The organism is Burkholderia sp. MSMB1835 (assembly GCF_001526365.1).
GTDB lineage: Bacteria > Pseudomonadota > Gammaproteobacteria > Burkholderiales > Burkholderiaceae > Burkholderia.
Genome location: NZ_LOYP01000043.1, coordinates 24,460 through 37,377 on the forward strand (window position 1 = coordinate 24,460; position 12,918 = coordinate 37,377).

11 protein-coding genes are annotated in these 12,918 nt (G+C 69.6%); 4 read left to right on the top strand and 7 right to left on the bottom strand.

What is annotated here, in order from left to right; genetic code table 11:
• Positions 1-52 precede the first annotated feature (52 nt).
• From WS96_RS19030 to WS96_RS19055, 6 genes are all read right to left on the bottom strand, one after another.
• Positions 53-1,354 (bottom strand): THUMP domain-containing class I SAM-dependent RNA methyltransferase, encoded by a 1,302-nt coding sequence (locus tag WS96_RS19030; RefSeq protein ID WP_034206440.1) that lies wholly within the window; start codon positions 1,352-1,354, stop codon positions 53-55.
• 157 nt (positions 1,355-1,511) lie between these two features.
• Complete coding sequence (locus WS96_RS19035) at positions 1,512-3,626, bottom strand: site-specific recombinase (protein WP_059834572.1); 2,115 nt, start codon at positions 3,624-3,626, stop codon at positions 1,512-1,514.
• 471 nt (positions 3,627-4,097) lie between these two features.
• On the bottom strand, positions 4,098-4,817 hold the full coding sequence (locus WS96_RS19040; RefSeq protein WP_059834574.1) for a PqiC family protein: 720 nt from the start codon (positions 4,815-4,817) through the stop codon (positions 4,098-4,100).
• Positions 4,814-6,433: a PqiB family protein gene (locus WS96_RS19045; RefSeq protein ID WP_034206443.1), complete on the bottom strand. Its 1,620-nt coding sequence runs from the start codon at positions 6,431-6,433 to the stop codon at positions 4,814-4,816. Before WS96_RS19045 ends, WS96_RS19040 begins: the two co-directional genes overlap by 4 nt.
• Positions 6,426-7,061 (bottom strand): paraquat-inducible protein A, encoded by a 636-nt coding sequence (locus WS96_RS19050; protein ID WP_059834576.1) that lies wholly within the window; start codon positions 7,059-7,061, stop codon positions 6,426-6,428. Before WS96_RS19050 ends, WS96_RS19045 begins: the two co-directional genes overlap by 8 nt.
• The gene (locus WS96_RS19055; protein WP_059834578.1) at positions 7,058-7,723 is read right to left on the bottom strand and encodes a paraquat-inducible protein A; all 666 of its coding nucleotides are present in this window, start codon (positions 7,721-7,723) and stop codon (positions 7,058-7,060) included. Before WS96_RS19055 ends, WS96_RS19050 begins: the two co-directional genes overlap by 4 nt.
• A gap of 259 nt (positions 7,724-7,982) precedes the next feature.
• On the opposite strand from WS96_RS19055, the gene WS96_RS19060 reads away from it, so the two are divergent.
• The 4 genes from WS96_RS19060 to WS96_RS19075 all read left to right on the top strand — a co-directional run bounded on the left by WS96_RS19060 (position 7,983) and on the right by WS96_RS19075 (position 11,253).
• Positions 7,983-8,543, top strand: a complete 561-nt coding sequence (locus WS96_RS19060; protein ID WP_034206446.1) for a cytochrome b — start codon at positions 7,983-7,985, stop codon at positions 8,541-8,543.
• An 8-nt stretch (positions 8,544-8,551) separates the two neighbouring features.
• Positions 8,552-9,112, top strand: coding sequence for a YceI family protein (locus WS96_RS19065; RefSeq protein ID WP_059834732.1), 561 nt, complete (start codon positions 8,552-8,554; stop codon positions 9,110-9,112).
• A 65-nt stretch (positions 9,113-9,177) separates the two neighbouring features.
• Positions 9,178-9,759 carry a YceI family protein gene (locus WS96_RS19070; protein ID WP_006476873.1) on the top strand — a complete coding sequence of 194 codons (582 nt, stop codon included), beginning with the start codon at positions 9,178-9,180 and terminating at the stop codon, positions 9,757-9,759.
• A 216-nt stretch (positions 9,760-9,975) separates the two neighbouring features.
• Positions 9,976-11,253: an MFS transporter gene (locus WS96_RS19075; protein WP_059834580.1), complete on the top strand. Its 1,278-nt coding sequence runs from the start codon at positions 9,976-9,978 to the stop codon at positions 11,251-11,253.
• A gap of 18 nt (positions 11,254-11,271) precedes the next feature.
• On the opposite strand, the gene WS96_RS19080 is transcribed toward WS96_RS19075, so the two are convergent.
• Positions 11,272-12,846, bottom strand: coding sequence for a S41 family peptidase (locus WS96_RS19080; RefSeq protein WP_179949958.1), 1,575 nt, complete (start codon positions 12,844-12,846; stop codon positions 11,272-11,274).
• Positions 12,847-12,918 lie beyond the last annotated feature (72 nt).

Sequence of the window (12,918 nt, forward strand, 5' to 3'; positions counted from 1 at the left end):
GGCCGCGATGGCGGCCCCTGCACGTCGTGGCTTGCGCAAGCGCACGGATGGCTTACGCGTCGCCCTCCGGCGCGGCCGCGCGTGCCTTCACGCTGCCGGCGATCAGGTCGAAGCGGAACAGCCGGCATTCGAGCGCGCCGTTGAACAGCGGCGTCTTGGCCGATTCGCGCAGGCGCAACTGGCCCGGCAGCGAACGGTCGGACGTCAGCAGGAACGCCTGCCAGCCCGTGAAGCGCTGCTTCAGCGCATCGCCGAGCGCGTTGAAGAACTCGCTGTCCGGCGCGTCGGTGTGCGTGCGACGGAATGCGTCGTCGTTGCCGCGGTTGCGGCCGGTTTCGCGCACCTCGCCGCGCGCGCTGCGGCCGCGCACTTCGATCCGCTCGCCGTACGGCGGGTTCGCGAGGAGGATGCCCGGCCCGTCGCACGGCGGCGTCATCCCGCGCGCATCGACCTGCTTGAGCCACACCGACGGCACGCCCGCGCGCTCGAGGTTCGCGCGCGCTTTCTCGAGCATGTCGCCGGAGATGTCGCTGCCGTACACGCCGAGCGCGTCGCCGCGCCTGGCCCGCGCCGCGCGCTTCGCGTCGAGCGCGGGGACCTTCAGCCCCTGCCACGCGGTGATGTCGTACTGCTTGAGCTTTTCGAAGCCGAACCGGCGCTCGACGCCGGGCGCCACGCCGAGCGCGATCTGCGCGGCTTCCGCGAGGAACGTGCCGCTGCCGCACATCGGGTCGTACAGCGCGGTGCCGGGCGTCCAGCCGGTCAGGCGCAGGATGCCGGCCGCGAGGTTCTCCCGCAGCGGCGCCGCGCCCTTGTCGAGACGCCAGCCGCGCTTGAACAGCGGCTCGCCCGACGTATCGAGGTACAGCGTGCATTCGCCCGCCGTCAGGAACGCGAACACGCGCACGTCCGGCGCACCGGTGTCGATGCTCGGGCGCGCGCCGGTCTTGTCGCGCATCCGGTCGCAGATCGCGTCCTTCACGCGCAACGTCGCGAATTCGAGGCTCTTCAGCGGCGACTTGATCGCGGTGATGTCGACCCGCAGCGTCTGCGTGGCGGCGAACCAGCGCTCCCACGGCTGCTCGAGCGCGAGCGCATAGACGTCCTGCTCGTTGCGGTACGCGCGGTGCGCGATCTTCAGCAGGATCCGGCTCGCGATCCGCGAATGGAGGTTCGCGGCCATGCCGGCGGCCCAGCCGCCGCTGAAATGGACGCCGCCCGGCACCTGCGCGCCCGCGGCGAACGGCGCGCCGTTCAGGTGGCGGCCGGCGATTTCGGCCAGCTCGGCGGCAAGCGCCGCTTCGAGGCCGCGCGGGCAGGGGGCGAAGAATTCGAACAGGGTGGGCGAGGACATAAGGCGGGTGAGGACGTGCAAAAGTCCACTATTGTACGCGGCGCGGCCGACCGGGGCCGGCGTTTCGGCGCGGCGGCGCCGGCGCGGCGGCCGCTCGCGCGTGCCGGGAGGGCGGCGGGGGCGGCGGGGCGCCGCCGCTCCACCTCCCCGCCGCCGGTCAGTGCGCGCCCGGCTGGCCGGCGCGCGCGGCCGGGTTGCCCGCCGGCCAGAACAGCGCGGACGGCTTCGCGAGCACCGTGCGGACGATCGCGGCGACGAGCGCGCGCACCTTGGTCGGGCGCAGGCTGCGCGAGCGCACGGCCATCGTGAACGCGAGTGCGAAGCTCACGAGCACGTTGAGGAAGGCCATGCTGAGCACGCCGGCGCCGGCCCACCACAGTTCGGGCGTGCCGAGCGCATCCTTGCCCAGCACGCCGAGCGCGACCCCGATCGAGCCGGCCGACAGCGTCACGTGCCGCACCTCGAACGGGAACATGAACACGGTGACGATCGCCGGGACGAGGCCGAGCATCAGGCCGAGGCCGACGTTCGCGACCACGCCGGCGACGTTCGACCGGCAGAAATGCGCGAGCTTCGCGGCGCCGGCCGCGCCGAGCGTCAGGCGCAGCCGGCGGTTGTACGCGAGTGCGTCGCCGACGCGGTGCAGCACGAACCAGTTGTCGGCCCAGCCCGCGAGCAGGCTCGACGCCCACAGCAGCACGCCGGTGAGCGCCGCATAGAACGGCGTCGGGCCGAGCAGCGAGAACGAATGCAGCGTCGCGTGCGCCTTCTCCGGCGAGATCAGGTTCGTATGCATGACGTTGGCCGCGAACAGCTGCACGAGCAGGCACACGGGCAGCACGACGACCACGTTCCCGGAAATCGCGGCCGCCTGCGTGCGGATCAGTGCGATCACCGACGCGACGAACGCCTTCACGCCTTCCTCGTGACCGGTGTCGTCGAGTTCGCGCGCGAGCGTCGGCGCGGTCATCGCGGGCTGCTTGGTCGCGAGCGTGAAATGCAGGAAGTGCATCAGCATGAAGCTGGCCGCGTAGTTGATGCCCGCCAGCAGCCCTTCGAGCATCGACTGCAGGTGCGCACCCGTGATCGCGAACTTCACGCACACGGTCGCGACCGTGACGAGGCCGCCACCGGCCGCCATCCGCAACATCTTCAGATACTCGGCCCGGCCGCGCGAGATGTAGTGCTCGCCGGTGTCCGCGTTGGTCTCGACGAGCTTGCGCGCGAACAGCGAGAAGTTGCTGCGCACGAGGTGCGCGACGCTCTGGCTGCTCTGGTTCGCGTCGACGAGCTCGGCGGTCAGGTGCGCCATGCCGTGCAGGTCGTCGCGCGCCATCCACGCGTTGAGCAGCATTTCCGCGCGCAGGATGCGCATGCGCATCCGCTCGACCTGGAACACGATGTCGACCGACACGCCGTTGCGGTACAGGTGCGCGAACACGTTGTCGACGGCGATCCGGCATTCGTCGAGCAGCACGCGCAGGTAGTTCACCTCGTGCAGCAGCTTGCTCGGGTCGCCGCCGTCCTCGACGGCCGCGTGCGCGGTCTCGACCGCGAGCATCGCGCGCGTGAGGCGGTAGAACGGCTGCGATTCGAGCGGCTTGCGCGCATCGTCGTCGGACAGCCGGCTGCGCACCGTCTGCGACAGGCCGGTCGAGCTGATCTGGCAGGTCAGGTTGTGCAGCGCGGCCAGCAGGTCGCGCGAGAACGAGCCGGGCTCGTGGCGCTCTTCGTCGGTGACGTCGAACGAGATCAGCTCGGCGAGGCGCGCGAGCAGATCGTCGGGCAGCGCGTCGATCCATTTCGCGTCCTCGGGCGTCGGGAACATCAGCGTGAACAGCGCCGACAGCTCGCGGCGGTTCGGCGCGGGCGGGATCAGCGACGAATCGATCCGCTCGAACAGCGCGCCGAAGAAGCCCGAATGCACGGGCATGCCGGCGTCGCATAGCAGCGAGATGCCGTCGCACTCGCGCAGGATGCCGCGCAGGATGCGCGCGGCGTGCGCTTTCCACGCTGGGTTGCGATCGAGCACGTGAAACAGGTAGCGCAGCCGCGCATGCGCCGGATACGCGCGCGTGTCGGCGTCGCGCTCGGCCGGCGCGTCCTGCACCGTGCCGTTGCGGCGCAGCCAGTGCGCGAGCTCGATCAGCCATTCGCTGCGCTCGGCGTACGACGCGTCGGCGTCGGCATGCGCGAGCAGCGCATCGAGCTGGTGACCGGCATTGCGCGACGCGCGCCACTTCTTGATCAGGGTCGTCAGGGAACGAAACATAAACGGAATAGCGAAAGCCCGGGACGGGCGGGTTCGGGATGCCGGCCGGGGAAACGGCGCGGCGCCGGGAGAACGGGTGAGACGGAGCCGGCGCCGGACGGGGCGCGGCGACCCGCGATGCGGCTGCCCCGCTGCGGTGCACGCCGACCGCGCGCAGCGCCGGGAGGCACGGCGGCCGGGCCGAACGCGGCTCGGCGCCGCTGGCTGGTGCGCACGACGAACGGCGCGAGCCCGAAAGTGCGTAGGATCGTCAATCGGGCCGGAAAACGCAAGCCGACCGCGTTGCATGGCGCGGGTTCCGGCGGCTTTGACAAAGAATGTAAAGGGCCGTTCGGCCGATGAAGGCGGTGCGCGAGGCCGGCGGCGTGCAGCCTCCGACGGGCGGCGCGCGCGGCCGGTCGCGCCGCGCCGTTCGGCACCGCGCGGGCGAACGCCGTGCCGAACGTTCGCCTGCGCGCCGTCGGCGTTCGCTTATGCGCCGGACTTGCCCGTCGCGCCGGCGTCGCCGCCGGACGTCGGATTGGCCGGGCACGGTACGACCGGCGCGGCCGTCGTCTTGCCGCCGGCGGCGGGCGCGGCCGGCGCGCCGCGGCGGGCGGCCATCGCGCGCACGCCGTCCGCGGCCTGCGTGGCAAGCGCGTCGAGCGCGCGCCGGTGGCCGGCGACGAGTGCGTCGTAGCCGTCGGCGACCGGTTCGGCGACGCTCGTGCGGCAGGTCATCACAGCCTGCGTGGCGAGCGAGCGCACGCTCCACACGGCGTCGATCGCGGCCCGCTTGCCGGGCCACGACTCGAAGCGCTGCACGTTCACGCTGATGCGATACACGGGCACGCCGGCCGGATAGGCGGAATTCGCGACGTCGATCGTGCCGAGCCGAGCGGCGAGATCGTCCGACAGCGCGCGCCGGATCTCGTCGGCGGGCGGCGACGCCCAGCGTTCCTGCTCGAGCACGTCGACCTGCGCGGCGTTCTTCTGCACGACCAACTGGTTCCTCGCGACCTGCTCCGGCACGCCGACCGACGGCACCTCGATCAGGAACGCCGGGTTGGCCGGCGCGGTGCGCAGCGGCGCCGCGGCGTCGGCCGGGCTGAGCGTGTAGAACCGCGCGGGCGGCGAGCTGCACGCGGCGAGCGCGAGTGCGGCGAAGACTGCCGCCGCGCCGCTCGCGAAACCGTTCACGCGTGTCGTCATGGTTTATCTCCTGGCTTGCCCTTGAGCAGCGATTCGGGGTGGCGCTCCAGATAGTCGGCGAGCGCGTTCAGCGATTGCAGCGTGCGCGTGAGTTCCTTCAGCGCGCCGCGCACGTCGGACTGCAGCGGCGAATCCTGCTGCAGCGTCGCCTCGGCGGTCGAGAAGGTCTGCTTCGCGGCCGACAGCGTGTCGCGCGCTTCCGGCGCGACCTGCGTGTCGAGCTGCTTGAACAGCTTGTCGGCGTTCGCGAGCGCGCTGTTCAGGTTCGCGCCGATCTGGTCGAACGGCACCTTGTCGAGCTTCTTCGCGATGTCGGCGACCTGCAACTGCAGCTCGTCGAGCGTATTCGGCACGGTCGGCAGCTCGAGCGGCTGGCGGGCCGTGTCGATCTTCACGGCCGGCGCCTTCGGGAAGAAGTCGAGCGCGACGTACAACTGGCTCGTCAGCAGGTTGCCGGTGCGCAGCTGGCCGCGCAGCCCGTGCTGGACGAGCCGCTCGACGATTTCGCGGCGCGCCGGTTCGCCCTTGCTCTCGATCGTCTCGCGGAAGCGGCGGCCGAGGCGTTCCGGATACACGTTCATCGTCACCGGCATCAGGAAGTTCTTCGTCTTCGGATCGAAGTCGATGCCGATGTTCGTCACTTCGCCGAGCACGATGCCGCGGAAGTCGACCGGTGCGCCGACGGCGAGCCCGCGCAGCGACTGGTTGAAGTTCATCACGACCTGCAGCGGCTGGCCGTCCGGGTCGCGCATCGCGTCGCCCTCGTCGGAGCCGAGACGGAACGTCGTGTTGTTCGGCGCGGTCGTGCCGCTGCCCTGGTTCGGCGGCGTCTGGAACGCGATGCCGCCGAGGATCACCGTCGCGAGCGACTGCGTGTTCAGCTTCAGGCCGCTCGAGTCGAGCCGCAGATCGACGCCGCTCGCCTGCCACCAGCGCGAGTTCATGCCGACGTACTGGTCGTACGGCGCATTGACGAACACGTTGAACGTGACGCCCGTGCCGTCCTTGTCGAGCGAGAAGCCGACCACCTGGCCGACCTGGACGCGGCGGTAGTAGACCGGCGAGCCGATGTCGACCGAGCCGAGCGAATCGCCGCGCAGCACGTACTGCGTGCCTTTCTGGTCGCCCGTGACGGCGGGCGGCGTCTCGAGGCCGGTGAAGTCGGTCAGCGTGTCCTGCCCGTGACCGGCGTCGACGCCGATGTACGCGCCGGACAGCAGCGTGCCGAGCCCCGACACGCCGGTCGCGCCCACGCGCGGGCGCACGATCCAGAAGCGCGAGCCCTGGACCGCGAAGTCCTCGGCTTCCTTCTTGAGCTGCACCTGCACCAGCACGCGCGACAGGTCCTTCGACAGCTTGATCGTCTTGACCATGCCGATCTCGACGTCCTTGTACTTGACCTGGGTCTTGCCCGGCTCGAGCCCTTCGGCGCTGTGGAAGCTGATCGTGATTTCCGGGCCGCGCTCGCGCACGGACTTGATCACGAGGCCGATGCCGATCAGCGCGGCGATCAGCGGCACGAGCCAGACGAGCGACGGCAGCCAGCCGCTTTTCGTCGAGATCGCCGGATCGGGCGGCCGGGGCGCGTCGTGCTGCGGGCCTTGTGGACTATTCATGGTGATTCCCTGAGGTTTCGACTGGATCCCAGATCAGACGGGGATCGAACTGCATCGACGCGAGCATCGTCAGGATCACGACCGAGCCGAACGCGAGTGCGCCGGGGCCGGCCGTGATGACGGCGAGCGAACGGAAATGGACGAGCGCGACGGTCAGCGTCACGACGAAGATGTCGAGCATCGACCAGCGGCCGATGCGCTCGACGATCCGATAGAGGCGCGTGCGCTGCAGCGGCCGCCAGGCGGCGCGGCGCTGCGCGCTGGTGACGAGGATCGTCAGGACGGCGAGCTTGAGCATCGGCACGAGAATGCTGGCGACGAACACGACCACGGCGAGCGGCCAGTCGCCGGACGTCCAGAAATAGATGACGCCGCTCATGATCGTGTCCTGCTGCGACCCGACGATCGACGACGTCCGCATGATCGGCAGCAGGTTCGCCGGAATGTAGAGGATCGCGGCCGCGAGCAGCAGCGCCCACGTGCGCATGATGCTGTTCGGCGTGCGCACGTGAAGCGCGCTGCCGCAGCGCGCGCAATGCGCGTGCGGCCGGTCGATCGTCTGCACGAGCCCGCACGCGTGACAGCTGGCGTAGCCCTCGCGGGCGGCGGTAGGCGTGGGCTGCGTCATCGGCGGGGCGCGTCCGGCAGCGGCGCGGCCGGGTCGGGCCGCTCGGGCGCGCGGCCGGCGCGCAGGTCGTCGGCGATGTCCCATACCGTGCGCGGGTCGAACATCAGCACGACGGCGGTCATCAGCGTGAGCGCGCCGAACGCGAACAGCGCCGCGTCGGGCACGACGCGCGCGAGGCTCACCATCTTCACGATCGTGACCACGATGCCGAGCATGAACACCTCGATCATCCCCCACGGCCGCACGAGCTGGATCGTGCGCAGCACGAGGTTGAGGCCGGGCGGCACGATGCCGCGCCGGATCGGCAGCAGCACGTAAAGGAGCGCGGCCATCTCGACGAGCGGGAACAGCACGGTCGAACAGAACACCATCACGCCGACGATCGCCATGTCCTGATGCCACAGCGCGTCGATCGCGCCGATCAGCGTCGTCTGCACGCGTGTGCCGTTCAGGTCCATTTCGAGGATCGGGAACGTCTGCGCGATGACGAACGTGACGAGCGCCGCGACCGCGAGCGCGGTGATGCGCTCGATCTGCGTGGTGCTGTTGCGATAGAGCAGCGCGTCGCAGCGCGGACAGCGTGCGATCTCGCGGCCGCTCAGGCGCGGTTTATGCAACAGTGCGTCGCATTCGTGGCAGGCAATCAGGTCGTATCGTTGCATGGAAAAGGCGGTGCTGCGACGGCCGGGGGAACGCGTCGACGGGGCCGGAACCCGCGCCAATCTTACCAAAAGGGCTTTTTCGATGGGTCAAGGATCGTGAGTTGCGTGACCGGTCGGTAACATGGCGCGAAGCCGTCAGCCGGCTGGCGCGCCAGTCCTCAGAGTCCGCGCGCGTCAAAAGGTTGCGGTAGCATGGCGCCCTCGACATGCGTCGGCCGAATTTACCGGCGCAGCCGTTCGCTGAACTGAGGAACCCAAGATGGCATCGAAATCGCCGCCGGCCGCACCGGCACGCTACGCGCCTACCGCGATCGCCCTGCACTGGCTGATCGCGCTGCTGATCGTCTGCGGCTTCGCGCTCGGCTGGGTGATGACGGACATTCCCGGCTTCACGCCCACCAAGCTGAAGTACTTCTCGTGGCACAAGTGGATCGGCGTGACGGTGTTCGCACTCGCCGTCGTGCGCGTGCTCTGGCGTGCGACCCACGTGCCGCCGCCGCTGCCGGGCGACACGCCGGCGTGGCAGCGCGCGGCGTCGCACGGCGTGCACATGCTGCTGTACGTGCTGATGATCGTGATTCCGGCGACGGGCTACCTGTACAGCTCGGCGTCGAACATCCCGGTCGTTTATCTCGGCATCGTGCCGCTGCCGCGCCTGATCGACCCCGATCCGGCGCTCAAGGAAACCTTCAAGACGCTGCACGTGTCTTTGAATTACATTCTGCTTGCGCTCGTCGCGATGCACGTGCTCGCGGCGCTCAAGCATCAGTTGTTGGACCGCGACGGCCTGTTGTCGCGCATGCTTCCCTTTGCCAAATGAAGGATCCCATGAAAGTGTCTTTCTCCCGCTCCATGCTGACCGCGCTCGCCGCGGCGGCGTTTGTCGCGTCGGGCGCGGCGCATGCCGACGTCGATCTCGCGAAGAGCAAGGTGTCCGCCGTGTCGAAGCAGATGAACGTGCCGACCGAAGGCGCGTTCAAGAAGTTTTCCGCGCAGGTGAAGTTCGACCCGGCGAAGGCCGCGCAGGGCAGCGCGCAAATGACGGTCGACGTCGCGAGCTTCGACCTCGGCGACAAGATGTACAACGACCAGGTCGCCGGCAAGGACTGGTTCGACGCGAAGGCCTATCCGCAGGCGACGTTCGTGTCGTCGGCGATCGCGCCGGCCGGCGGCAACAAGTACAACGTGACCGGCAAGCTGACGATCAAGGGCAAGACCGAGACCGTCACGGTGCCCGTCACGGTCGCGCAAAACGGCGCGACGCAGACGTTCGACGGCGTGCTGCCGATCAAGCGCTCGGCCTTCAACGTCGGCACCGGCGAGTGGAAGGACACGTCGATCGTCGCGGACGAAGTGCAGATCAAGTTCCATCTCGTCGCCACGAAGTAAGCGGCAGGTTGCCGCCTCAACTGTATGCCGCGCGAGGGCGCGGCGCCGTTTCCAGGAGAAAAAGTTTGAAAAAGCATCTGATCATCGCCGCCGGCGCGCTGGCTGCTTCGCTGTCGTTCTCGGCCTTCGCCGAAAGCGCGACCTACCAGTTCGACCCGAGCCATACGTACCCGAGCTTCGAGGCCGACCACTTCGGCGGCCTGTCGGTCTGGCGCGGCAAGTTCGACAAGTCGAGCGGCACCGTGACGCTCGATCGCGCGGCGAAGACCGGCACGGTCGACGTGACGACCGACATCGCGTCGATCCACACGGGCAGCGCGAAGCTCGACGAGCACCTGCAGACGGCCGAGTTCTTCGATGCGGCGAAGTTCCCGCAGGCGAACTACAAGGGCACGATCAAGTTCGACGGCGACAAGCCGGTGTCGGTGGTCGGCAATCTGACGCTGCACGGCGTCACGAAGCCGCTCACGCTGAAGATCGATTCGTTCAAGTGCATGCCGCACCCGATGCTCAAGCGTGAAGTGTGCGGCGTCGACGCGGTCGGCGAATTCAGCCGCGACGATTTCGGTCTCGACTACGGCAAGCAGTACGGCTTCAAGATGAAGACGAAGCTGCTGATCACGGCCGAAGCGGTCAAGCAGCAGTAAGACGCTCCGGCCGGGCCGGCCATCGTGCCGGCCCCTGCGGGCAAACCGCCGCGCTCCCGTGACCGGGGCACGGCGGTTTTTTTTGCGCGCCTATAATCGCCCGAGCGCAGCATGCGGCCATGCGGCCATGCGGCCATGCGGTCATGCGGCGCCGGCAGGCCGACGGCGCGACGGCGGCCGCCTCGAACAGAACGTACAACGACAAGGAGATCGCCGATGCATGCCGTCACGCAGTCCCGTTCCATTGCCTCGTCGCCGCGCGTCTGGCGCGCGGTGATCGCCGCGTCGATCGGCAACGCGCTCGAGTGGTTCGATCTCGTCGTCTACGGTTTTTTCGCGGTGACGATCTCGAAGCTGTTCTTCCCCGCCGGCAACGACACCGTGTCGTTGCTGCTCACGCTCGGCACGTTCGGCGTGTCGTTCTTCATGCGGCCGCTCGGCGCGATCGTGCTGGGCGCGTATGCCGACCGCGCGGGCCGCAAGGCCGCGCTCACGCTGTCGATCCTGCTGATGATGGCCGGCACGCTGATCATCGCGGTGTTGCCGACCTACGAGACGATCGGCGTCGCCGCGCCGGTGATCCTCGTCGCCGCGCGGCTGATGCAGGGCTTTTCGGCAGGCGGCGAGTTCGGCAGCGCGACCGCGTTCCTCGCCGAGCACGTGCCGGGCCGGCGCGGCTTCTTCGCGAGCTGGCAGGTCGCGAGCCAGGGACTCACGACGCTGCTCGCCGCGGGCTTCGGCACCGTGCTGAACGCGCAGCTGTCGGCCGCGCAGATGGCGTCGTGGGGCTGGCGCGTGCCGTTCTTCTTCGGGCTGCTGCTCGGGCCGGTCGCGTACTACATCCGCACCAAGGTCGACGAGACGCCCGAATTCCTCGCGGCCGAAGGCACCGCGAACCCGCTGCGCGATACGTTCGCGTCGCACAAGGCGCGCCTCGTCGCGGCAATGGGCGTGGTTGTGCTCGGCACCGTCGCGACCTATCTCGTGCTGTTCATGCCGACCTACGGCGTGAAGCAGCTCGGCCTCGCGCCGTCGGCCGCATTCGCGGCGATTCTCGTCGTCGGCGTGATCCAGATGGCGTTCGCGCCGCTCGTCGGCCACTGGTCGGATCGCTACGGCCGCGTGCGCGTGATGATCGCGCCGGCGCTCGGCATTCTCGTGCTGATCTATCCGGCGTTCGCGTATCTCGTCGCGCATCCGGGCTTCGGCACGCTGATCGCGCTGCAGGTGCTGCTCGCGTTCCTGATGACCGGCTACTTCGCGGCGCTGCCGGGGCTGTTGTCCGAGGTGTTTCCGGTGCAGACGCGCACGACCGGGATGTCGCTCGCGTATAACGTCGCGGTGACGATCTTCGGCGGCTTCGGGCCGTTCATCATCGCGTGGCTGATCCGCGAGACCGGGATGAAGACCGCGCCGAGCTTCTACCTGATGTTCGCGGCCGTGCTGAGCCTCGCGGCGCTGGTCGTGCTGCGGCGGCGGTTCGGGTTTCGCTGAAAGGGGGCGGGCGGCGCGTCAGTTGCCGCCGCGCTCGCACACCGGTTGCGCCGGCATCAGTTGCGGCGGCGCGTCGACGCTCCGGACCGGGCGCCCCGCGAGCGCGGCGAGCGCCTGTCGGAGCTGCCAGTCGGCGGCCGTGCCGAACGCGCGCTGCGGCAGCGCCGCGCTCCTCGCCGTATCGATCTTCGCGAATGCGCGCCGCTCGCGCAGCTTCTGCCGATCCTTGCGCACCTTCGCGAACGGATCGGGCGCCTGGCGGTCCGCGTACGGTGCGCGCGGAAGATCGACTTCCCGGTACCACAGCAGCACGCCGTCGACGTCCGAATCGACGCGCGGCGGCACGAGCCAGTCCGGCACGACGCCATAGCCGTCCATCGGGCAGCCGTTCGGCCGCAGGTTGCGCGCGAACGTGAAATTGAGACGCGTGCCGTCGATCAGGTCGACGCCCGTCTGCGCGAGCCCTTTCCCGTAGGTCGGCATGCCGAGCAGTTTCGCGCGGCCGAGATCCTTCAGCGCGGCCGCGGTCGCTTCGGCCGCCGACGCGCTCTGCCCGTCGACCAGCACCACGAGCGGCACCGTGCGCCACCAGTCGTCGGCCTGCAGCGGCGCGAGCGGGTCCTGGCCGTGCATGACGGGCAGTTCGTAGTCGGGCCAGTTGGTCGTGTAGCGGCGGCGGTGCGTGTCGCCGCGCTCGACCGTCACCATCGCGGTGCGGTCGCGTCCCGCGAACAGCGCGGTGATGCCGATCGCCGCATTGAGCGCGCCGCCGCCGTTGATGCGCAGGTCGAGGATCACGCCCTTCGGCGGCGGTCCCGTGCGGCGAGCGGCCTGCACCGCGTCGATATAGTCGCCGACCGCCGGCTCCGGAAAGCTCGACAGCCGCGTGTACAGGATGTCGCCGTCGAGCCGCTTCGCGGTCGCCGGATGCGGTTTGACGATCGTGCGCACGGGCGCGAAGCTCAGCACCGCATGCTTCGGGCCGCGCTGCACGGTGAGCTTCAGCGGCACGCCCGCGTCGCCCTTCGCGAGCTTCATCAACTCGCTGCCGTCGATGCCGACGACGCTTCGGTCGTTCATCGCGACGACGAGATCGTCGGGCCGCACGCCGGCTTTTTCGGCCGGCGCATCGGGAATCACGTCGATGATGTGCAGCCCGTCGGGCCGCGTCTCGAACACGATGCCGATGCCCGGCGTGCCGTCGCGCGCGCGCCGTTCGTCGTCGCGCCGTTCCTGCTCTTCCTTCGCGTTGAAGAAGCGTGCGTACGGCAGCGTCTTGATGCCTTCGTGGGTCGCGGCGTCGAGCAGCGCGCCGATATCGACGTCGGTCAGGTGCTGTTTCTTCAGCACTTCGACCGCCGCTTTCAGTTCGCAGAGCTGCGGCTCCCAGTCGGGCGGGCAGGGCGACGGCGGTTGGGCGGCGGGCGCCGGAGCGGCGGCGGGTGAAGCGGCAGGCAGCGAAGCGGCGGAGGGTGAAGCGGCGGAGGGTGAAGCGGCGGGCGGCGCGGATGCCGGTTGCGCACCGGCGAGCGGCGCATACGGGCACGCGGTCGCGACGGCTGCGCAGACGGCGAGGCGACGAACGACACGCATGGGAGGCATCATCGGGACCGCACGTTCGGACGGGTGGCGAGGCGCGTGCCGGGTGCGCGAAGGCAACCGGCA

Coding starts and splice junctions, on each gene's coding strand:
- WS96_RS19060 (WP_034206446.1), top strand. CDS start 7,983: ATGGCATCGAAATCGCCGCCGGCCGCACCGGCACGCTACGCGCCTACC.
- WS96_RS19080 (WP_179949958.1), bottom strand. CDS start 12,846: ATGCGTGTCGTTCGTCGCCTCGCCGTCTGCGCAGCCGTCGCGACCGCG.
- WS96_RS19050 (WP_059834576.1), bottom strand. CDS start 7,061: ATGACGCAGCCCACGCCTACCGCCGCCCGCGAGGGCTACGCCAGCTGT.
- WS96_RS19065 (WP_059834732.1), top strand. CDS start 8,552: ATGAAAGTGTCTTTCTCCCGCTCCATGCTGACCGCGCTCGCCGCGGCG.
- WS96_RS19030 (WP_034206440.1), bottom strand. CDS start 1,354: ATGTCCTCGCCCACCCTGTTCGAATTCTTCGCCCCCTGCCCGCGCGGC.
- WS96_RS19040 (WP_059834574.1), bottom strand. CDS start 4,817: ATGACGACACGCGTGAACGGTTTCGCGAGCGGCGCGGCGGCAGTCTTC.
- WS96_RS19035 (WP_059834572.1), bottom strand. CDS start 3,626: ATGTTTCGTTCCCTGACGACCCTGATCAAGAAGTGGCGCGCGTCGCGC.
- WS96_RS19075 (WP_059834580.1), top strand. CDS start 9,976: ATGCATGCCGTCACGCAGTCCCGTTCCATTGCCTCGTCGCCGCGCGTC.
- WS96_RS19045 (WP_034206443.1), bottom strand. CDS start 6,433: ATGAATAGTCCACAAGGCCCGCAGCACGACGCGCCCCGGCCGCCCGAT.
- WS96_RS19055 (WP_059834578.1), bottom strand. CDS start 7,723: ATGCAACGATACGACCTGATTGCCTGCCACGAATGCGACGCACTGTTG.